The organism is Herbaspirillum sp. WKF16, from assembly GCF_028993615.1.
Lineage (GTDB): Bacteria > Pseudomonadota > Gammaproteobacteria > Burkholderiales > Burkholderiaceae_D > Herbaspirillum.
Window position 1 is genome coordinate 1380714 of the sequence record NZ_CP118632.1, and the last position, 20288, is coordinate 1401001.

Annotated in this window: 16 protein-coding genes; 7 read left to right on the plus strand and 9 right to left on the minus strand. The window is 67.8% G+C overall.

The window, feature by feature from the left end; genetic code table 11:
- Positions 1-84 precede the first annotated feature (84 nt).
- From rsgA to Herbaro_RS06185, 3 genes are read right to left on the minus strand one after another with little or no spacing between them, the layout of a single operon-like run.
- Positions 85-1020 carry a ribosome small subunit-dependent GTPase A gene (rsgA, locus tag Herbaro_RS06175; protein ID WP_275012950.1) on the minus strand — a complete coding sequence of 312 codons (936 nt, stop codon included), beginning with the start codon at positions 1018-1020 and terminating at the stop codon, positions 85-87.
- The gene (locus Herbaro_RS06180; protein WP_275012951.1) at positions 1020-1376 is read right to left on the minus strand and encodes a 4a-hydroxytetrahydrobiopterin dehydratase; all 357 of its coding nucleotides are present in this window, start codon (positions 1374-1376) and stop codon (positions 1020-1022) included. Before Herbaro_RS06180 ends, rsgA begins: the two co-directional genes overlap by 1 nt.
- Before the next feature lie 29 nt (positions 1377-1405).
- Complete coding sequence (locus tag Herbaro_RS06185; protein ID WP_275012952.1) at positions 1406-2683, minus strand: M48 family metallopeptidase; 1278 nt, start codon at positions 2681-2683, stop codon at positions 1406-1408.
- A gap of 175 nt (positions 2684-2858) precedes the next feature.
- On the opposite strand from Herbaro_RS06185, the gene orn reads away from it, so the two are divergent.
- Positions 2859-3452, plus strand: a complete 594-nt coding sequence (gene orn, locus Herbaro_RS06190; RefSeq protein WP_275012953.1) for an oligoribonuclease — start codon at positions 2859-2861, stop codon at positions 3450-3452.
- Between the two features lie 250 nt (positions 3453-3702).
- Here the strand turns inward: orn and Herbaro_RS06195 are convergent, their stop codons facing one another.
- Entirely contained in the window at positions 3703-4398 is a 696-nt protein-coding gene (locus Herbaro_RS06195; protein WP_275012954.1) for a UPF0149 family protein, read from the minus strand.
- Between the two features lie 144 nt (positions 4399-4542).
- On the opposite strand from Herbaro_RS06195, the gene Herbaro_RS06200 reads away from it, so the two are divergent.
- The 3 genes from Herbaro_RS06200 (at position 4543) to Herbaro_RS06210 (ending at position 9252) form a co-directional block, all read left to right on the plus strand.
- Positions 4543-5556, plus strand: coding sequence for an SrkA family protein kinase (locus Herbaro_RS06200; protein WP_275012955.1), 1014 nt, complete (start codon positions 4543-4545; stop codon positions 5554-5556).
- A gap of 22 nt (positions 5557-5578) precedes the next feature.
- A complete protein-coding gene (locus Herbaro_RS06205) occupies positions 5579-6151 on the plus strand; it encodes a DNA-3-methyladenine glycosylase I (RefSeq protein WP_275012956.1) in 573 nt (190 codons plus the stop codon).
- 110 nt (positions 6152-6261) lie between these two features.
- On the plus strand, positions 6262-9252 hold the full coding sequence (locus Herbaro_RS06210; protein WP_275012957.1) for a DNA translocase FtsK: 2991 nt from the start codon (positions 6262-6264) through the stop codon (positions 9250-9252).
- Between the two features lie 258 nt (positions 9253-9510).
- On the opposite strand, the gene Herbaro_RS06215 is transcribed toward Herbaro_RS06210, so the two are convergent.
- On the minus strand, positions 9511-10944 hold the full coding sequence (locus tag Herbaro_RS06215) for an NAD-dependent succinate-semialdehyde dehydrogenase (protein ID WP_275012958.1): 1434 nt from the start codon (positions 10942-10944) through the stop codon (positions 9511-9513).
- A 328-nt stretch (positions 10945-11272) separates the two neighbouring features.
- Here Herbaro_RS06215 and Herbaro_RS06220 point away from each other — a divergent pair, with 328 nt between their 5' ends.
- The gene (locus Herbaro_RS06220; RefSeq protein ID WP_275012959.1) at positions 11273-12697 is read left to right on the plus strand and encodes a YihY/virulence factor BrkB family protein; all 1425 of its coding nucleotides are present in this window, start codon (positions 11273-11275) and stop codon (positions 12695-12697) included.
- An 88-nt stretch (positions 12698-12785) separates the two neighbouring features.
- Here Herbaro_RS06220 and Herbaro_RS06225 read toward each other — a convergent pair whose 3' ends face one another.
- Genes Herbaro_RS06225 through Herbaro_RS06240 form a run of 4 tightly spaced genes read right to left on the minus strand, consistent with a single transcriptional unit; the run spans position 12786 to position 16066 of the window.
- Positions 12786-13604: a glycosyltransferase family 2 protein gene (locus tag Herbaro_RS06225; protein WP_342456505.1), complete on the minus strand. Its 819-nt coding sequence runs from the start codon at positions 13602-13604 to the stop codon at positions 12786-12788.
- Between the two features lie 37 nt (positions 13605-13641).
- Positions 13642-14235 carry a class I SAM-dependent methyltransferase gene (locus Herbaro_RS06230; protein WP_275012960.1) on the minus strand — a complete coding sequence of 198 codons (594 nt, stop codon included), beginning with the start codon at positions 14233-14235 and terminating at the stop codon, positions 13642-13644.
- On the minus strand, positions 14232-15011 hold the full coding sequence (locus Herbaro_RS06235; RefSeq protein ID WP_275012961.1) for a PIG-L deacetylase family protein: 780 nt from the start codon (positions 15009-15011) through the stop codon (positions 14232-14234). Before Herbaro_RS06235 ends, Herbaro_RS06230 begins: the two co-directional genes overlap by 4 nt.
- Complete coding sequence (locus Herbaro_RS06240; RefSeq protein ID WP_275012962.1) at positions 14999-16066, minus strand: acyl-CoA dehydrogenase family protein; 1068 nt, start codon at positions 16064-16066, stop codon at positions 14999-15001. The genes Herbaro_RS06235 and Herbaro_RS06240 overlap by 13 nt, the downstream gene beginning before the upstream one ends.
- 400 nt (positions 16067-16466) lie before the next feature.
- Here Herbaro_RS06240 and Herbaro_RS06245 point away from each other — a divergent pair, with 400 nt between their 5' ends.
- A complete protein-coding gene (locus Herbaro_RS06245) occupies positions 16467-17579 on the plus strand; it encodes a catalase family protein (protein ID WP_275012963.1) in 1113 nt (370 codons plus the stop codon).
- A 201-nt stretch (positions 17580-17780) separates the two neighbouring features.
- Positions 17781-20102, plus strand: a complete 2322-nt coding sequence (locus tag Herbaro_RS06250; protein ID WP_275012964.1) for an FdhF/YdeP family oxidoreductase — start codon at positions 17781-17783, stop codon at positions 20100-20102.
- The last annotated feature ends 186 nt before the right edge of the window (positions 20103-20288 follow it).

Below are 20288 nucleotides of genomic sequence, written 5' to 3' on the forward strand. Positions count from 1 at the left end.
AAGGAAACCCCGCTTGCGCCCGCTCAAAAAAGAAGGCGGCCGTCCCGCGCAGGGAGGCGGCCGCCTTCGCTTGCGTGCGCCGGATCAGTACAGGGTCTGCGACGATTCATGCACCAGCTGGCCATACAGCTGGTGGCGCAGCGGCGCGATCTGCCCCGCCTGCACCGCCTCCAGCACCGCGCAGCCCGGTTCGTTCAGGTGGTGGCAGTTGTAGAAACGGCATTTGCCGAGGTAGGGCGCGAAGTCGCGGAAGGCGCGCTCCAGCATGCCTTCGGAGAGCTGGTACAGGCCGAACTCCTGGAAACCCGGCGAGTCGATGATGCTGGCCTCGCCCTCCATCTGGTACAGGCGCGTGAACGTGGTGGTGTGCTTGCCGGTGTCCAGCGCGGCGGAGATCTCGCGCGTGGCGATGTCGGCATCGGGCACGATAAGGTTGATCAGCGAGGACTTGCCCATGCCGGACTGGCCGATCAGGATGGTGCTCTTGCCTTCCAGCAGCGGCATGAAGGCCGCGCGGGTTTCATCCGGCCGCGCCGTGGCCGACACCTCATGCACCGGATAGCCCAGGCGCGCGTAGACCTGCAGGCGTTCGCGCGTCCTCGGCAGCGCCTCTTCGATGTCGATCTTGTTGAGGATCAGGTGGGCCGAGACGCCGGCCGATTCGGCCGCCACCAGCGCGCGCGAGACCAGGTCGTCGGTGAAGCTGGGCTCGGTCGCCACCACGATGAAGAGCTGGTCGACGTTGGCCGCCAGCAGCTTGGACTTGTACTGGTCGGAGCGGTACAGCAGGGTCTTGCGCTCGTCGATGGTTTCCACCACGCCCTGGTTGGGCGAGGTGCGCGCAAAGCGGATGCGGTCGCCCACCGAGACGTCGCTCTTCTTGCCGCGCGTGACGCATTGCAGTTTCTGCTCGCCGGCCTGGACAAGATAATGCCGCCCGTGGGCGGCAATCACCAGGCCGGACTCGAGATCGGCCGCGGCGCCGTTGCGCCGCGCGGGGAAGGGTTTCTTCGACGCCATCAGGAAGCGCCGCGCTGGGCGAACACGGCGTCGACCTTGGCCGCGCAGATGAAGTCGTTGACCGAGAGGCCGCCGCGGCCGTCGTTGACGCTGTGGGTGTCGAACTTCACGCCGCAACGGTTGTAGCTCACGGCCAGCTCGGGATGATGGTCTTCGGCGTGGATGATCCAGGCGATGGCGTTGACGAAGGCCAGGGTCTGGTAATAGTCCTTGAAGGCGAAGGCGCGGGCCAGCTTGCCGCCATCGATGGTCCAGTCCGGCAGGGCGGCCAGGTGCTCCTTGACGGCGGCGTCGTCCAGCGCCGTGACCTGGTGGGCGCAGCGCGCGGCTGCGAGTGTGCTTGCGGTGATGCTCATGGGGTTCTCCTTGGTTCCGGTTGCGCCGTTCAGTGTCCCGAGGCGCCTTGCGCCAGGTTCAGGCGGCCGATGCGCAGCGCCGCCGGCGGGTGCGAATCGTAGAAGGCCGAATGCAGCGGGTCGGGCGTCAGTGTCGAGGCATTGTCTTCGTAGAGCTTGACCAGCGCCGAGACCAGGTCCTGCGCGTTGGTGTACTGGGCGGCGAAGGCGTCGGCCTCGAACTCGTGCTTGCGCGAAGTCAGCGACGACAGCGGCGAGAGCAGGAAGGTGAAGATCGGCAGCGCCAGCATGAACAGGATCAGTGCCATGGCGTCGTTGCTGCCGAACAGCAGCGGGTTCACGCCCAGGCCGGTGTAGAACCATACCTGCCCCTTGAGGTAACCCAACAGGGCCAGGAAGCCCAGCGAGATGGCGAACATCACCACCACGCGCTTGACGATGTGCTTGAGCTTGAAGTGGCCCAGCTCATGCGCCAGCACCGCCTCGATCTCGTGCGGCGCCAGGCGCGCCAGCAGGGTGTCGAAGAACACGATGCGCTTGCCCGAGCCGAAGCCCGAGAAGTAGGCGTTGCCATGGGCGCTGCGCTTGGAGCCGTCCATCACGAACAGGCCCTTGGAGGCGAAGCCCACGCGCGTCATCAGGTTCTCGATACGGCTGCGCAGGCTGTCGTCTTCCAGCGCGGTGAACTTGTTGAACAGCGGCGCGATGAAGCTGGGATAGATCACCAGCATCAGCAGCTGGAAGCCGCACAGCACGATCCAGGCGTACAGCCACCACAGCGCGCCGGCCTTGTCCATCAGCGCCAGCACCACCCACAGCAGCGGCAGGCCGATCACCGCGCCCACCAGCGATTGCTTCACCATGTCGCTGAAGAACAGCGCGCGGGTCATCTTGTTGAAGCCGAAGCGGGTTTCCAGCCTGAACTGGCGATAGTAGTCGAAGGGCAGGTCGACCAGGCCGGAGACGATGCCGAAGGCCGCCACCAGGCCGATTTGGTACCACATGCCCGGGCCGCCGGTCCACGACAGCAGCAGGCCCGACAGCGCCTGCAACCCGCCCAGCAGGGTGAAGCCGATCAGCACCGCGGCGTTGACCAGGAGCGTCACCACGCCCAGCTTGGTGCGCGCGACGGTATAGTCGGCCGCCTTCTGGTGGGCCGCCAGCGGGATCTTTTCGGCGAACTCGGCCGGTACCGCGGCGCGATGCGCGAGCACATGGCGGATGTGGCGCGAGGCGAGCCAGAACCGGACCGCCAGGCTGGCGGCCAGGAAGGCGACGAACAAAACCGAAAACGTATATGAAGACATTCTTTCCCTGTGCGAAAATGGCGGAGGTTCATGCCGGCCCGCCTCCCGGACGCTCCGGAGGCGGTGCTGCGCAGCAGGACGATCAATCCGAATCATCCCCGATAGCAAGCGCAAGCAAGCGAACAAGCAAACCTGCAGATGGGGTGTGTTACCCCGACGTCAATAAGGAAGAATTATGTCACAAGCCGCCGATGCCAACGCCGGGCAAGCCCTCGCGGTTCCCGTTCGTCCCAACGAGATGAACCTGGTCTGGGTCGACATGGAAATGACCGGACTGGATCCGGACAACGATCGCATCATCGAAGTCGCCGTGGTGGTCACCGATTCCCAGCTCAACGTGCTGGGCGAGGGCCCGGTGATGGCGATCCACCAGTCCGACGAGCTGCTGGACGGCATGGACGCCTGGAACAAGGGCACCCACGGCCGTTCCGGCCTGATCGACCGCGTCAAGGCCTCGACCATCACCGAGGCCGAAGCCGAGAAGGTGCTCATCGAGTTCCTGAGGAAATACGTGCCGGCGGGCAAATCGCCCATGTGCGGCAACTCGATCTGCCAGGATCGCCGCTTCATGGCGCGCGGCATGCCCAAGCTGGAAGAATTCTTCCACTATCGCAACCTGGACGTGTCCACGCTCAAGGAGCTGTGCAAGCGCTGGAAGCCGGAAATCGCCACCGGCTTCAAGAAGCGGCAGCTGCATACGGCGCTGGCCGATATCGTCGAGTCGATCGAGGAATTGAAGTATTACCGCGAGCACTTCATCAAGGAGTGAGGCGGCGAGGCGGGGCTGTTCAGGTCTTGCCTTCAATGAAAACGGCGCGCCGGGATATCGGCGCGCCGTTTTGTTTTCTCTTTCAGTAAATGCCGGGTCGCCACGAAAGCCGCTGGATCCCGGCCTGCGCCGGGACGACAAGCAGGACGTATCTTGAGCATCAGGCAGTGTTGGCCACCGCCTTGGTGTCGTCCCGGCGCAGGCCGGGACCCAGCGTCGTTCAGCACATCCCGCAACGCCCGTTCAAGGCTTATTCCTCGCCGTCAGCCCCGCAGCACTTCTTGTATTTCTTGCCGCTGCCGCAAGGGCAGGGATCGTTGCGGCCGACCTTGGGGGCGTCGCGTTGCACCTGTTCCACCGCCGACTTGCGCTTGGGCGCCCAGTAGCGCTGGATGTGCGGGATGGCCGATTCGATCTCGATGGCCAGCTTGTGGGTCTTGACCGGGTCGTCGACCAGCTTGATTTCTTCCTCTTCCAGCTCATCGGAGCCGAGCAGGTAGATCGGGCGCAGCAGCGGTCCCAGCTCGGAGTGGAAGATCTCGTCCCATTGCGCGGCGCGCAGCTGTATGCCTTCCCAGAAACCCCAGGCCCAGGCCTCGGCGTCCAAGAGCGGCTTGCCTTCGTGCTCGCGCTCGCAGAACAGCGGTTCGTATTCCTTGGGCGCCACTTCGAAGGTGATCGCGATCTCGTTCATGGAACGCGCGATCAGGCTGCTGATGCGCTCGGCTTCCTTGCCGTTCTTGAACTTGGGCGTGTCTTCCGGGCGGCTGCCCCACACGCGCGGCAGCCATTCGGCCATCAGCACTTCCTGCGGGCCGATGACCAGCGCCGTCAGGTAGCCGTGCAGCGTGTCCATGGTCATGACATCGTCGGCGCAGCGGTCGGACAGGAGGAAGTCGTCGAGTTCGTCGAACTCGGCGTCGGAGAGGGGCTGGTCGAGGTGCATGATGTCCAATTGCTGATGCCAAAACACGCAGTTTAATGGCATTCGGCCAGCGGCGCGAGCATTGTCGGCTTGCCCGGATGGCAAGAGCGCAATCGGTTTCGATCCGGCATGCCGGGGGCGTCGCCCGGACAGTACAATACCGGGATGAATCAATCCGCCAGCTCAAGTCTTCCCCCCGACGCCGACTCCTTCGCCACGCTTTCGCCCGATACGGTGCTGGACGCGCTGGACGCCGTGGGCCTGTACGGCGACGGCCGCCTGCTGGCCCTGAACAGCTACGAGAACCGCGTCTACCAGGTCGGCATGGAAGAGGGGCCGCCGGTGGTGGCCAAGTTCTACCGGCCGCTGCGCTGGAGCGACGAGCAGATCCTGGAAGAGCACGCCTTCTCGCAGCAGCTGGCCGACGCCGAAGTGCCGGTGGTGCCGGCGCTGGCGCTGGAGGGCGGCTGCACCTTGCAGCGCCATGCCGGCTTTCGTTTCGCGGTGTTCCGGCGCCATGGCGGCCGCGCTCCCGAGCTGGATGCCCCGGATACGCTGGAATGGATGGGGCGCTTCATCGGCCGCATCCACGCGGTCGGCGCGCAGCAGCCGTTCCTGCACCGTCCGGCGCTGGACATCGCCACCTTCGGCGAGGAGCCGCGCGACTGGCTGCTGGCCAACGATTTCATCCCGATGGATGTGCTGAGCGCGTACAAGAGCACTGTCGAGCATGCGCTGGACGGCGTGCGCCGCTGCTTCGACCGCGCCGGCGACCTCAAGACACTGCGCCTGCATGGCGACTGCCACGTCGGCAATGTGCTGTGGACCGACACCGGCCCGCACTTCGTCGATTTCGACGACAGCCGCAGCGGCCCGGCGGTGCAAGACCTGTGGATGCTGCTCTCCGGCGAGCGCCCGGACATGGTGCGCCAGCTGGCCGACCTGCTGGCCGGCTACGAGAGCTTCTGCGAATTCGAGCCGCGCGAGCTCTACCTGATCGAGGCGCTGCGCACGCTGCGCCTGATCCACTATTGCGCCTGGCTGGCGCGGCGCTGGAGCGACCCCGCCTTCCCGGTGGCCTTCCCCTGGTTCAATACCCAGCGCTACTGGCAAGACCGCATCCTGGAACTGCGCGAGCAGATCGCGCTGATGGACGAGCCGCCGCTGTGGCCGGTGTGAACCAACTGACGAGAGCAAACACATGAAGAGCAAGACGCGCTGCGCCTGGGTCAACCTGAACAACCCGGTCTACGTGAGCTATCACGACGAGGAGTGGGGCGTGCCCTGCCATGACGAGACCCGGCTGTTCGAAATGCTCAACCTGGAGGGCGCGCAGGCCGGCCTGTCATGGGAGACCGTGCTCAACAAGCGCGAGAGCTACCGCGCCGCCTTCGACAATTGGGATGCGGAGAAGATCGCCAACTACGACGAGCGCAAGGTCGCCCAGCTGCTGGCCAACCCCGGCATCGTCCGCAACCGTCTCAAGGTGGCCGCGACCATCACCAACGCCCGCAGCTACCTCAAGCTGCGCGAGGAGGTCGGCGGGCTGGATCCCTACCTGTGGGGCTTCGTCGACGGCAAGCCGATCCGCAACCAATGGCAGTCGCTGGGAGAAGCGCCGGCCAAGACGCCGCTGTCGGACGCGATCTCCAAGGACCTGGCCAAGCGCGGCTTCAAGTTCGTCGGCTCCACCATCATCTATGCCTACATGCAAGGCATCGGCATGGTGGACGACCACGTCATGGACTGCCACCGCCACGGCCGCAAGCACTGAGGCGATGGCGCCGGCGCATGGGCCGCCGGCAACAGCGGCGGCGTGATGGTTTACACTCGCAGCCTGCGCCGTCCCCGGGACGGCGCGCATCTTATGGAATGAGTTCGAGCATGATTTTCGTCAAATGGTTTGGCTGGTCGGTCCTGTGGCTGATACCGCTGGCGCTGCGCGCCGTCATCTCCGCGCTGGCCCGCAGGTCGCCGCTGGGCGGCCGCGGCGCCATCCGCGTCTGGGTCGGCAGCCTGCTGCTGCTGTGCGCCAGCGCCGCCCTCGAATCGCTGGTGCGGGCGCAGGTCGACACCGGCGACGACGGTGAGCGCGGCGACCTGTTCGGCTTCGCGCTGATGGATGCGCTGGCCGGCAAGCTCAACAAGGGCATCGCCGCGCTGATCATGCTCGCACTGGCGGCGCTGGGTCTGAAGTGGCTGCTGGGCGCGATATTCAGCCGCGCGGCCAAGGCCGGCCCTGACGAGCATCATCCCGAGCTGGACCTGGGCCCGCGCCGCGGCAGCATCGAGAGCGAGCGCATGCGCATGGCCGGCAACGGCAAGCGCTTCGGCGGCAACGAACGCCTGTCGGCCACGCCGCGGGCGCCGCGCACGCCGGCCGCGGCGCGCGCGCAGTCGATGTCGAATGCGTCGCCCACGCATGCCTCCACGCCGTTCGGGCCGAAGAAACCCAATCGTTTTTCCAGTCCCAGCGAGCGCATCCATGACGCGCAGGCGCGCGAGGACTGGCAGGTGCCGTTGTCTTCCCTGAACCGCAGCGCCGGCGCGCAAGGCGGCAAGTGGCCCGCGCTCCGGCAGGGCGCCGCCGATGCGCGCGCCCGTCCGGAATCGGAATGGGCGGCCTTCGAGACCCTGCGCCCCACCGACGCCATGCTGGCGCGCGCCGCCGCCAGCACCGCGATCTCCGCCGCCAGCGCGGCCGCCAATGCCAGCCTCTCGCGCGCCTCCGCGCCCGGACCGGCGCAACAGCACATCCCGCCGTCCATCGCGCGCGCGGCGCAAGGCGAGCCGGCATCGGCGCCCAGCCCAACGCCCACGCGCAGCATCCGCATCAGCAGCGTCGGCCGCGCGGCGCGCCAGGCGCCGGAAGCCGGCGCGCCGGCCGAACGCGCCGACGTCGTTCCCACGCGCCTGATGCGTTCGCTGCAGGAAGCCTCCGGGCAGACGCCGGCCGCGCCGCTTGCGCCGCCAGCCGCCGCGCCCGTTGCACCTGCGCCAATCGACCCATTGCCGCAGTTGCCGCCGGAGATCCAGTCAGCCCCAGCGCAAGCGGAGTTCGCCGGGCCGCGCATGGAAGAGGGCGCGCCCGAACCCGCCGGGACGCCTGCCGCGCAAGACACTGTCGACGCGCTTCCGCCCGCGCCGATGACGCCGCCTGCGGCCATCGTCCCGCCGCCCGCGCCCAGCTATGCCGCGCCCTGGTTCGACATGCTGGACGACCCGGAGCCTGAGCCGGAAGTCGCGACGCCGGAGCGCCTGTTCGAGGAGGTATTGCCGCCCGCCGGGCAGCAACCGTTCTCGGTGCGCGCCGCCGAGACGCAACCGCAACCGCAACCGCCTGCGGCGGTGATCCATGACGATGGCGAGTTCGAGCCGCATGTGGACATCCCGCTGCCGTCGCTGGAGCTGCTCGATGAAATCGCCGACGCCGCCATCGAAGTCGACGCCGCGCAGCTGGAGGAAACCGGCCGCCTGATCGAGCAGCGTCTCAAAGAGTTCAAGGTGCCGGTCACGGTGCTGGGCGCCGAGGCCGGTCCGGTGATCACGCGCTTCGAGGTGGAGCCGGCGCAGGGGGTGCGCGGCGCCCAGGTGGTGAATCTGATGAAGGACCTGTCGCGCGCACTGGGCCTGACCTCGATCCGCGTGGTCGAGACCATCCCCGGCAAGACCTGCATGGGGCTGGAGCTGCCCAACGCGCGCCGGCAAATGATCAAGCTTTCCGAGATCGTGCGCTCCGAGCCCTACCGCAAGTCTTCCTCGTTGCTGACCATCGCCATGGGCAAGGACATCACCGGCAAGCCGGTGGTCACCGACCTGGCGCGCGCGCCGCACATGCTGGTGGCCGGCACCACCGGTTCGGGCAAGTCGGTGGCGATCAACGCCATGATCCTGTCGCTGCTCTACAAGGCCACCCCGGATGAGGTGCGCCTGATCATGATCGATCCCAAGATGCTGGAGCTGTCGATCTACGAAGGCATCCCGCACCTGCTGGCGCCGGTGGTGACCGACATGCGCGAAGCCGCGCACGCCCTGAACTGGGCGGTCGACGAGATGGAGCGCCGCTACAAGAAGATGTCGAAACTGGGCGTGCGCAACCTGGCCGGCTACAACCAGAAGATCGACGACGCCCATGCGCGCGGCGAGAAGATCCCCAACCCCTTCAGCCTGACGCCGGACGCGCCCGAGCCGCTGGACAAGCTGCCCACCATCGTGATCGTCATCGACGAGTTGGCCGACCTGATGATGGTGGTCGGCAAGAAGGTCGAGGAGCTGATCGCGCGCCTGGCGCAGAAGGCGCGCGCGGCCGGCATCCACCTGATCCTGGCCACGCAGCGGCCGTCGGTGGATGTGATCACCGGCCTGATCAAGGCCAACATCCCGACCCGCGTGGCCTTCCAGGTGTCATCCAAGATCGACTCGCGCACCGTGCTTGACCAGATGGGCGCGGAGTCCCTGCTGGGCCACGGCGACATGCTGTTCCTGCCGCCCGGATCGGGCTATCCGCAACGCGTGCACGGCGCCTTCGTCTCCGACGACGAGGTGCATCGCGTGGTGGAATACCTGAAGTCCTTCGGCGAGCCGCGCTACATCGAGGAGATCCTGGCGCCGCCGATGGTGGAGGATGCCGCGCAGGGCGACATGTTCGGCAGCGACATGCCCGACCCGGAATCCGACCCGCTCTACGACGAGGCGGTGGCCTTCGTGCTCAAGTCGCGCCGGGCCTCGATCTCCTCGGTGCAGCGCCAGTTCCGCATCGGCTACAACCGCGCCGCGCGCCTGGTGGAGCAGATGGAAACGGCCGGCGTGCTGTCGGCCATGTCGCGCAACGGCAGCCGGGATATCCTGGTGCCGCCGTCGGGCGGGGAAGAATAGTTCCAACGCCGTCGTTCGTCGCGCCTCTGCCGTAGTTTCGGCTTATCGGCTCACCTTCTCCTTGAATCCGTCGTCCCCGCGAAGGCGGGGATCCAGTGTCGTTTGCTGCGTCTCGCAGGTGCTCGGGCAGTGTGAAGAACGCCGCTGGGCCCCTGCTTTCGCAGGGGCGACGGATGTTGTGTTGCCGCTTGGCTTGCCGCCATAAAAAAACGGCGAACCGGAATCCCGGTTCGCCGTTTTTCATTTCACCAACGCCGATCAGATATCCAGCTGCGTCACCAGCTTGGTGTTGATGTAGGCTTCGATCGCCTCGGTGCCGCCTTCCGAACCGTAGCCGCTGTCCTTGATGCCGCCGAACGGCAGTTCGGGCAGCGCCAGGCCCAGGTGGTTGATGGTCAGCATGCCGCTTTCCACGCGCGTGGCCAGCGCATGCTTGGTCTGCGCCGACTTGGCGAAGGCGTAGGCGGCCAGGCCGAAGGGCAGGCGGTTGGCTTCGGCGATCACTTCGTCCAGGGTCTCGAAGGAATTGATCAGCGCCAGCGGCCCGAAGGGCTCTTCGTTCATCACGCGCGCCGACAGCGGGATGTTGGTCAGCACGGTGGGTTGGAAGAAGTAACCCCTGTCGCCCACGCGCTTGCCGCCGGTGCGCAGTTGCGCGCCTTGCGCGACGGCGTCGTCGATCAGCGCTTCCAGCGCCGGGATGCGGCGCTTGTTGGCTACCGGGCCCATGGTGGTGCCGGCGTCCACGCCGTTGCCGACCTTCAGCTGTTCGGCATAGGTGATGAACTTGTCGACGAAGGCGTTGAACACGCCCTTCTGCACCAGGAAGCGGGTCGGCGAGACGCACACCTGGCCGGCGTTGCGGAACTTGGAGGCGGCCAGCTGCTTGGCGGCGGCGTCGATGTCGGCATCGTCGAACACCATGGCCGGGGCGTGGCCGCCCAGCTCCATGGTGGCGCGCTTCATGTGCAGGCCGGCCAGCGCCGCCAGCTGCTTGCCTACCGGGGTGGAGCCGGTGAAGGAGATCTTCTTGATCACCGGATGCGGGATCAGGTATTCCGAGATTTCCGAGGGCACGCCGTAGACCAGGTTGATCACACCGGCCGGCACGCCGGCGTCGGCGTAGGCGCGGATCAGTTCGGCCGGCGAGGCCGGGGTTTCTTCCGGCGCCTTGACGATGATGGAGCAGCCGGCGGCCAGCGCGGCCGACAGCTTGCGCACCACCTGGTTGATCGGGAAGTTCCAGGGCGTGAAGGCAGCCACCGGGCCGACCGGCTCCTTGATCACCATCTGGTACGCGCCGGGCACGCGCGCCGGCACCAGCCGGCCGTAGGTGCGGCGGGCTTCCTCGGCGAACCAGTCGATGGTGTCGGCCGAGGCCAGGGTTTCCATCTTGGCTTCGGCCAGCGGCTTGCCTTGCTCCAGCGTCATCAGGCGCGCCACGTCGTCGGCGCGCTCGCGCATGATGTTGGCGGCGCGGCGCATGATCTTGGAGCGTTCGAAGGCGGAAATGTTGCGCCAGGTGTCGAAGCCTTTCTGCGCGGCTTGCAGGGCGCGATCCAGGTCTTCGCGGCCGGCGTGGGCGATCTTGCCGATCACCTCTTCAGTGGCCGGATTGATGACGTCGATGGTGCGGCCGGAGGCGCTGGCGGTCCATTCGCCGTTGATGAAAAGCTGTACGTCCTTATACATGTTCGGTCCTTGTTCGTTGGGGTTTCGACATGCCGCCGGCGGCGTTTCGCGGCGGGCGGCGCAGGGGAGATGTGGTGATGGCAACAACTTTGCCGGTGTCTCTTCTTGTACGTTCGTTCGTCAGCGCCGGCGGCCGTGCTGCGTGTGGATCGGCCGCTCGTGCGAGGACGATATTTATACCATGCATCGCAACATCGCGTCTTGCGGCGGCCCCCGCGGCCGGCTCGCCGACAGCGCTTTCCGACAAGGCGGGCAGCTCGGCGGCGGCGCAGGAACAATCGAAATGGCCGGGAGTCACACCGGCAGAACCTAGCCAAGCGAGGCGCCCATGAGCAGCCAATCAGAGGACTTCCCGGCCGGCCTGAAGCCGGCTTCCCGCAAGCGCGCAGCGCACGGCGATGCGTTGGCCGCAGGTAGCGTGGTGGCCGGCTCCGTGCTCAGCGCGGGCCTGGGCATCTGGCTGGGGCGCAAGCGCCGGCAGAAGCCGCGGGTCGAACCCGCGTCGCCCCAGGCGGGGCAGGCAAGGAAAGCCGCGCGCTCCGCCGATCCGATGCCGCGCGGCCTGGAGAACGCCGTGCGCGTGGCCACGCTGGTGCTGCCGCTGGTGGCCGCCTGGCGCAAGGGCTCTGGCAAGGCCAGGCAACGCAACCGGGCGCGCGAGCACGCCGCGCCGCATGCCGGCAAGATCAGCAACATCAAGGCCGACCTTGAGCCGGCGCCGTCCGAATACCTCGACCCCGCCGCCGAGGTGAAGATGATCAAGGGCGGCTCGCGCATGCAGCAGGCGTGGCAGATGACCATGGCTGCGGTCAACGCCTGGCTGGACGACTTCGCCCCCAGCATGGGCGCGGCCATCGCCTACTACACCATCTTCTCGATCGCCCCCATGCTGGTGATTGCCATCGCGGTGGCCGGCGCGCTGTTCGGGCACGACGCGGCGCAGGGCGAGATCGTCAACCAGATCCGCGACATCGTCGGCACCGAAGGCGCCATCGCCATCCAGGGCTTGCTGAAGTCGGTCAACCAGCCGCGCGAAGGCATGATCGCCGCCGCGCTTTCGGTGGTGACGCTGGCCGTCGGCGCCACCGCCGTGTTCTCCGAGCTGCAGAGCGCGCTGGATCGCATCTGGCGCGTCCCCGCCGCCCGCCGCAAGAGCGGCATCTGGGCGCTGGCGCGCACGCGCCTGCTGTCGTTCGGCCTGATCCTCGGGCTCGGCTTCCTGCTGATCATCTCGCTGGTGGTGAGCGCCGCGCTGGCGGCGCTGGGGCGCTGGTGGGGCGGTTGGTTCGAGGGCTGGCAGCTGGTGCTGCAGTTGCTCAACTTTGCGCTGTCCTTCGTGGTGTTCTCGACGCTGTTCTCGGTGATCTACAAGTTCATGCCGCGGGTGACGCTGTCCTGGCGCGACGTGTGGATAGGCGCGGTGGCCACCACGGTGTTGTTCATCATCGGCAAGTACCTGATCGGCCTCTACCTCGGGCGCACCGGCATGACCTCGGGTTTCGGCGCCGCCGGTTCCTTCGCGCTGCTGCTGGTGTGGATCTACTACTCGGCGCAAATCTTCCTGCTGGGCGCCGAGTTCACCTGGATCTACGCCAACAATTTCGGTTCGCGCGCGGTGCGCCAGAAATTGGTCGATACGCTGGAAAAGCACGCCGGCGAGGTCGGCCCGGCGCAGCAGGCGGTAAAGGCGGTGCGGCCAGGCGACGCGGTGCGCGCCGGCCAGGAACTCAACCAGGAAAGGAGTGTGCGATGAAACTCAAGGCTATCCAGATGCTGGCGCTGATCGTGGGCGTGGGCGCCGCGTGGTCGGTGCGCAAGGCCATGCGCGAAGGCCGGGCCGCTTATCCGGTCACGTTGGGCGATGCCGGCCGGGCCGCCGAAGCGGGCGGGAAGTGGTCGCCCGCGCTGCAAACGGCTTCGGGCGCGACCGAGTACGAGGATCCCGACGCCGATCCGCCGCGCAACCGCATGCCGTCGGTGGGCGACCTGCCTCCCTGAGGCGGGGGCAGGGCGGGCGTCCAGCTGCGCAGGGTATCGCCGAAGCCGCCCGCCGCCTTGCTGTAGCGGCGCGAGCTGGTGGATACGCGCGGCTTGCAGCTCCATGCGATGTCGGCGCCGATGGCCATGAGCGCCTGCACCATCGCTACATCCTCATGGCAGGCCAGCGGCTGGAAGCCGCCCGCGCGCCGATACGCCAGGGCCGAGATGCCGAAGTTGGCGCCGTGGATATGACGGTGCCCGTCGCGATCCAGGTAGTCGCGCAGGAAGCGTTCCCGGACGTGGTCCGCGTAGCCGTCCCAGTTGTCCACCGCGACGGTGCCGCAGACGGCGTCGGCGTTCAGCGCGAGCTGCTGCGCCAGCCAATCGGGAGCAACCAGGGTGTCGGCATCGGTGAAGGCCAGCCAGCGGGCGCCATCGCGCAGCAGCAGTTCGGCGCCGCGAGAGCGCGCCAGGCCGACGTTGCGCGCATCCAGCCGCGTGATGCTCACGCGGTGGCTTAGCGAGATATCGGCCGAGCGGTCGGTGCAGGCGTCCAGCACCACCACGATGCGCACCGGTTCGGCCAACAGCGCGGGATGGCTTGCGGCCAGGCGCGCGGTATGCAACGTGGCGTCCAGGCACAGCTCTTCGTTGTGAACCGGGATGACGATTCCTATCATGCGCTGACCCCTTCCATTTTCTCTTTACGTTTTTTCTTCATGTCTTGCGCCACAGGTCCAGCAGGAAGTCGTCATCCTCGTAGCGTGCGGTGTGCCGCAGTCGTCCGTTGGCGTCGATCAGGCGGTGCATGGCGTCGGTGGGTTGCAGGCGGTCATCGAACTCCTTCTTCCAGTGGCAGGCCAGCATGTGGCCGCCAGGCGCCAGGCCGGCCACCGCCAGCGCCGTCAACTCGGTGAGCTGCGGGGGATCCAGGTAGTAGCACAGCTCGGCCAGCACGATCAGGTCGAAGGGCGGCGCGGCGGCCGACAGCGCCGGCCATTGTCCGGGCAGCGATTCCTGCCGCACGTCCACGTGCGGCAGGTGAGAGGTCTTGTCGCGCGTGATGCGCACCGCCGGGTCGGAGAAATCCGAGGCGTGCAGGCGTTCGCAGCGGGACGCCAGCGCCAGCGTCATCTCGCCGCTGCCGCAGCCCGGCTCATAGATATGGGCGAAGCGCTGCTGCGGCAGGATGGCCGCGATGATCGCGCGCTTGCGCCGTTCATACCAGCTGGCGGCGGTATCCCAGGGATCGGCGCGGTGCGCATACAGGCTGTCGAAATGTCGCTGTCCCGCGCGGTCGGCGTCGCTCATAGGAAGAACACCTCGTAGGGACGCACGAAATGCGCCAGAACCCCCGCCGGCAGCACCGGATCGTGGGCGCCGTCGCGCGCGATCTGGCTGTGGTAGCAACGCAGCGCGCGCCGCTTCTTCCACTCGGTGGCGGCGTCGAAGGGCAGCTTGTGCGCGCGCCCCCAGGGGAAGCTGCCGCTGGCGGGTTCGGCCCAGTGCCAGCCCCAGATCGGCACTTCGACCAGCTTGCAGCCGATCTCATGCTCCAGCTCCGCGGCCACTTCGCCGACCGCTTCATGGTCGGGGTGGCCATCGAGCCGCCACGGGGCGAAGACGATGTCGGTGGGACGCAGCTGCGACAGCAGCCATGTCTTGAGCTCCGCGCGATGGCGGCGCACGTGACCGTCGGGGATATGCGCGCGCAGCAGTTCGTTGTACGCCGCGCCCAGGCACTCCAGCGCGGCCCGGCTCTCGGCGGGCCGCACCAGCGCCAGCCGCGAGGCCAGGGCGGAAGAGGCCGGATGGCTGCGTTCGCCGTCGCTGACGGCGATCACGCTCACGTCGCGCATCATCGCCGCCAGCCTGGCGATCAGTCCGCCGCAGCCGAGCGTCTCGTCGTCGGGATGCGGCGCCAGCACCACCGCGCGTGAACGCGGCGGCACCAGGTGGCACAGCTCGATCTCCGGCAGCGTCTGCAGGCGGCCGTCGGCCTGCCATTCATGCTCGGCGGTGCCGGCGGCGATGTCGATGTGGCGCGGGTCGCGCCGCGGATGGGGACTGCCGGTCATAGTTGCCATGGTGTTTCCTCCGATTCGGTGCATAGCGTCGCCAGCGCCGCCAGGTCGCGTTCCGCGTGGCTCTGGCGCAGCCACACCGGCAGGTCCGCCAGCAGGCGGGCGGTGCGGCGTTGGGCGCAGTAAGGGATGGGGCCGAGCGCCGCGCCGACATCGGCGATCACCTGCAAGGCGGCGCGCTCGACCGTCAGCCGCGCGCGCAAGGCGTTGCGCATGGATTGCTGGCCGGCGGCGCCGGGGTGCGCATCGATGCGGCGTGCCGCGTCGCGCAGGCAGGCGGCGGCGCCGGCCAGCGCGCATTCGGCGCTGCCCAGCCGGGCCAGGGCGTGACTGTCGCGGCGCTGCGCCAGGCGCCGGCGCATGTCGTCGGCCAGGGCCGCAGCCGCGCCGTGCCAACAAGCGGCGATGCCGGCGCCGCCATGCCAGAAGCCGGGCCGCTCCAGATAGAAGCCCGGCGCGCCGACCGGCCGCGCGATAGCCTTATCCAGGCGCAGGCGAGCGGTGCGGGTGGCGGCCATGCCCACCGCCATCCATTCGTCTTCGATCACGGTTACGCCTTCCTGTTTCAGGTCGAGCGCCGCCAGGCAAGCGCGACCATCGGCATCGCGGTAGCTCAGCAGCGCATGCGTGACTGCGGCCGCGCCCGAGCACCAGCGCTTCTCGCCATCCAGCTGCAGCAAGTCGTCGGCAGGCAGGCGATGCGCGGCGAGCACCGCATCGGGCGCTTCGGCGCACCACACGCCCCATACCGAGAAGGGCGGCTGGTCGGCTTGGCCGGCCTCGGCCAGGATCGCCAGCGCGTCGGTGTGGGCTTCGTACAGTTTGGCCAGCGAGAGATCGCGCCCGGCGACTGCGGCCAGCGCGCGCCAGCGCTCCAGGGTCTTGCCTCGGCCGGGCAGCGGCAGCGTCGCCAGGCCGCTGCCGACCAGTTGGTGCAACAGCTCGCTGACCATCGCCGGCAGGCGCTCCTGCGGACATTGCGCAAGCGGCTGGTCCAGCAGGGCGTCGAGCGCCGAGGGGAGGGCATTGCCGTCGTTGCTGCTGGCGTGGCTGTTCATGGCGGGGAGGGTGATCTCGCGCTGCGGCGGACGGCCGCGTCGATGTTGCCAGTATGGCGCCGCGCCATTGCGATTTCTGTCGGCGCGTCCCGGTGTTGTTCGTAGGACTTCACCGCCGCCGACGTAGCGCGCCGGCGGTTTTGCGCCAGGCTCATCAAGAAGGCGAAAGAATGCGAGCGGCAAATTCCGACAGGGCGGTGCGGCGGGCGCTGATCGCAGACGGGATCGAAGCTGCCTAGCATGAGGGGCAGGAGCAACCCTCCCGGAGGCATGCATGGATCTGGCTGCAGGCCGGGTGCGCAGCGGTACCGGGCCGCGCCTGTTTCGCGGCGGCGCCGATTTCCCGCCTTTCCGCCTTCCTTTTCACTCCCAACGATATTTCACTCCCAACGAGGCAGCCATGAAACCGAACGACCGCCACCTTGACGCACCCATCGTCTACAACCCGTCCTACGAGATCCTGGAGCCGGATGAAAAGGAGACTGAGGCCGGCCTGGTCGATGCGCTGACCAGGATCGCCGAGACCGTCTTCCAGCATTCCGAACATGCCCGGCGCGCGGTGCACGCCAAGAGCCATGGCCTGTTGCGCGGCGTGATCGAGGTGTTGCCGGACCTGCCGGCCACCCACGCGCAGGGCATCTGCGCGCGCCCCGGCACGCGTCCCGCGCTGCTGCGCCTGTCGACCACGCCGGGCGACATGCTCAGCGACAAGGTCTCCACGCCGCGCGGCATGGCGCTCAAGATGGTCGGGGTGGAGGGCGAACGGCTGGCCGGCAGCGAGGGCGACGTCACCCAGGATTTCGTCCTGGTGGACAGCCCGGCTTTCTCCGCGCCCAGCGCCAGGAAATTCCTGGCCAACCTGAAGTTGCTGGCCGCCACCACCGACAAGGCGCCGGAACTGAAGAAGGCGCTCTCGGCCTTGCTGCGCGGCGCCGAGCACATGCTGGAGTCCGCCGGCAAGGAGAGCGCCACGCTGGTGGCGCTGGGCGGCCATCCGGAAACGCACCCGCTGGGCGAGACCTATTTCAGCCAGGCGCCCATCCTGTGGGGACCGTACATGGCCAAGGTGGCGGTGGCGCCGGTCTCCCCGGCGCTGCAGGCGCTCGCCGGCAGCCCGGTCGACCTGAAGGACAATCCCGACGGCCTGCGCGACGCGGTGCGCGATTTCTTCGCGGCCGGCGGCGCCGAGTGGGAGCTTTGCGTGCAACTGTGCACCGACCTCGAGCGCATGCCCATCGAGGACGCCACGGTGCCGTGGCCGGAGGAGCTGAGCCCTTACCTGCCGGTGGCGCGCATCCGTGTCCCGGCCCAGGTGGCGTGGAGCGGGCCGCGTTCCTACGCGGTGGACGACGGCATGTCGTTCTCGCCCTGGCACGGCTTGGCGGCGCATCGCCCGATCGGCTCCATCATGCGCGTGCGCAAGGCGGCCTATGAGATGTCGGCGCGCTTTCGCGCCGGGCGCAACGGCCACCGCGTGAAGGAGCCCGCCAGCTTCGACGACCTGCCGGACTGAGCATTGCCGGATCCGACAATGCCAACCGTCCCCACTGCCCCGGCAGTGTAGGAAAACCGCCGCAGGCGAAACCGCCGCGCGCCTACAGTCAAATCCCCGCAAAGCTTCCAAGATGAGCGCATCGGCCGCGAGGATGCGCCGCGCTTGACGTCGTCGACGATCGTATCCCCGCGCCGCGCCAACCCAGCATGGAGATGCGACATGAAAACCAAGGACAATCCCGAACAGGCCCGCTTCCACGATTACACCAACTCCGCCGGCGGCTGGGGCTCGGTCAAGGCGCTGGCTTCCATCCTGATGCAGGAGCGCGTGGTCGGCGTCGGCGCGCGGGTGCTGATGAAACAGAACAAGCCGCATGGCTTCGCCTGCGTCAGCTGTTCGTGGGCCAAGCCGGCCGATCCGCACCTGTTCGAATTCTGCGAGAACGGCGCCAAGGCCACCGCCTGGGAGATCACCGACAAGCGCGCCACCCCCGACTTCTTCGCGGCGCATACGGTGACGCAGATGGAGGGCTGGAACGACCTTGAGCTGGAGTCGTCCGGCCGCGTCACCGAGCCGATGAAATACGACGCCGCCAGCGACCGCTATTTGCCGGTGTCGTGGCGCGAAGCCTTCGACGACATCGGCGCGCGCATGAAAGCCATGGATCCGAAGAAGGTGGTGTTCTACGCCTCCGGCCGCGCGTCGCTGGAGACCTCCTACATGTACCAGCTGATGGCGCGCATGTACGGCACCAACAACCTGCCCGACAGCTCCAACATGTGCCACGAGTCGACCTCGGTGGCCCTGCCCAAGACCATCGGCGTGCCGGTCGGCACGGTGACGCTGGACGACTTCGAGAAGACCGGTTGCATCCTCTTCTTCGGCCACAACACCGGCACCAACGCGCCGCGCATGCTGCATCCGCTGGAGGCCGCGCGCAAGCGCGGCGTGCCGGTGATCACCGTCAACCCGCTGCGTGAGCGCGGGCTGGTGAGCTTCGTCAATCCGCAGTCGCCGCTGGAGATGCTCACGCCTGCGCGCACCGCCATCAGTTCGCAGTACCTGCAGATCAGGATCGGCGGCGATACGGCGGCGGTGATGGGCATGGCCAAGCACCTGATGGCGATGGACGATGCGGCGCTGGCATCGGGCGCGCCGCGCGTGCTCGATGTCGCCTTCATCGAGCAGCACACCGCCGGCTTCGAGGAATTCGCCCGGGCCGCGCGCCAGGCGGATTGGGAAGAGATCGAGCGTCACGCCGGCGTCGCTCGCGCCGAACTGCAACAGGCCGCGGAAACCTATGCGGCGGCGGACGCCGCGATGCTGATGTACGGCATGGGCATCACCCAGCACCGCGAGGCGGTGCGCACCATCCACATGCTCACCAACCTGCTGCTCATGCGCGGCAACATCGGCAAGCCCGGCGCCGGCATCTGCCCCATCCGCGGCCATTCCAACGTGCAGGGCCAGCGCACCGTCGGCATCACCGAGAAGCCGGCGCTGGTGCCCAACGACAAACTGCGCGAGCTTTACCATTTCGAGCCGCCGATGGAGAAGGGGCTCAACACCGTCGAGGCCTGCGAGGAGATCCAGCGCGGCGGCATCTCGGCCTTCTTCATGCTGGGCGGAAATTTCGTGCGCGCCATTCCCGACCATGGCGCCATCGAGCCGGCGTGGCGCGAGATCCCGCTCACCGTGCAGGTGGTGACGCACTTCAACCGCAGCTGCGTGATCCACGGCAAGACCTCCTACCTGCTGCCGTGCCTGGGGCGCATCGAGATCGACCGCCAGTCCGGCGGCGAGCAGGCGGTGGCGGTGGAAGACAGCACCGGCTGCATGCACGGCTCGCGCGGCGTGGCCAGGCCGGCCTCAGAACATCTGTTGTCGGAGCCTGCCATCGTGGCCGAGCTGGCCAAGCGCATCCTGCCGTACAACCCGCGGGTAGACTGGGATGCCTGGGTGGGCGACTATGCCTTGGTGCGCGACGCCATCGAGGCCACCTGGCCGGATATCTTCCGCGACTTCAATGCGCGCATGTGGAAGCCGGGCGGGTTCCCGCGTCCGCTGGCCGCGCGCGAGCGCAGCTGGAAGACGCCCAACGGCCGCGCCAATTTCATTGCGCCGCAAGGCTACGATCCCGACCCGGACATGCCGGCCGACGCGCCCGGCGTGCTGCGCCTGATGACCGTGCGCGGCGACAGCCAGTTCAACACCACCGTCTATTCGCTGGACGATCGTTTTCGCGGGGTGTGGGGTACGCGGCGCGTGCTGCTGATGAACGCGGAGGACCTGCGCGCGCAGGCGTTGGCGGCCGGCGATTTCGTCACCGCGCACACGGTATCGGCCGACGGCGTGCCGCGCAGCGTCAGCCATCTGCGGGTGGAACCCTTCGATATCCCGCGCGGATGCGTGATGGGCTACTTCCCCGAACTCAATTCCCTGATCCCGCTGTCGCACCATGCGCTGGAGAGCAAGGTGCCGGCCGCCAAGTCGGTGCCGATACGGCTGGCTGCCGAGGCTGCCCGGATGGCTGCCCTGTAGGCGCAGGCTGTCGGCCGTGCGGGATCGCGCCGACGTCCTGTCGCCCGGCCGCCCACTGCCATAGGAGCGTTGCGCCGACTTATACGCCGTGCTTCGCTTGCCTAGACTGCAAGGGTAGACAGCCAACCAGGAGGAGTTTGCCATGACACACCGGACATTGAAGAGATCGGCCGCCGCGCTGGCGGC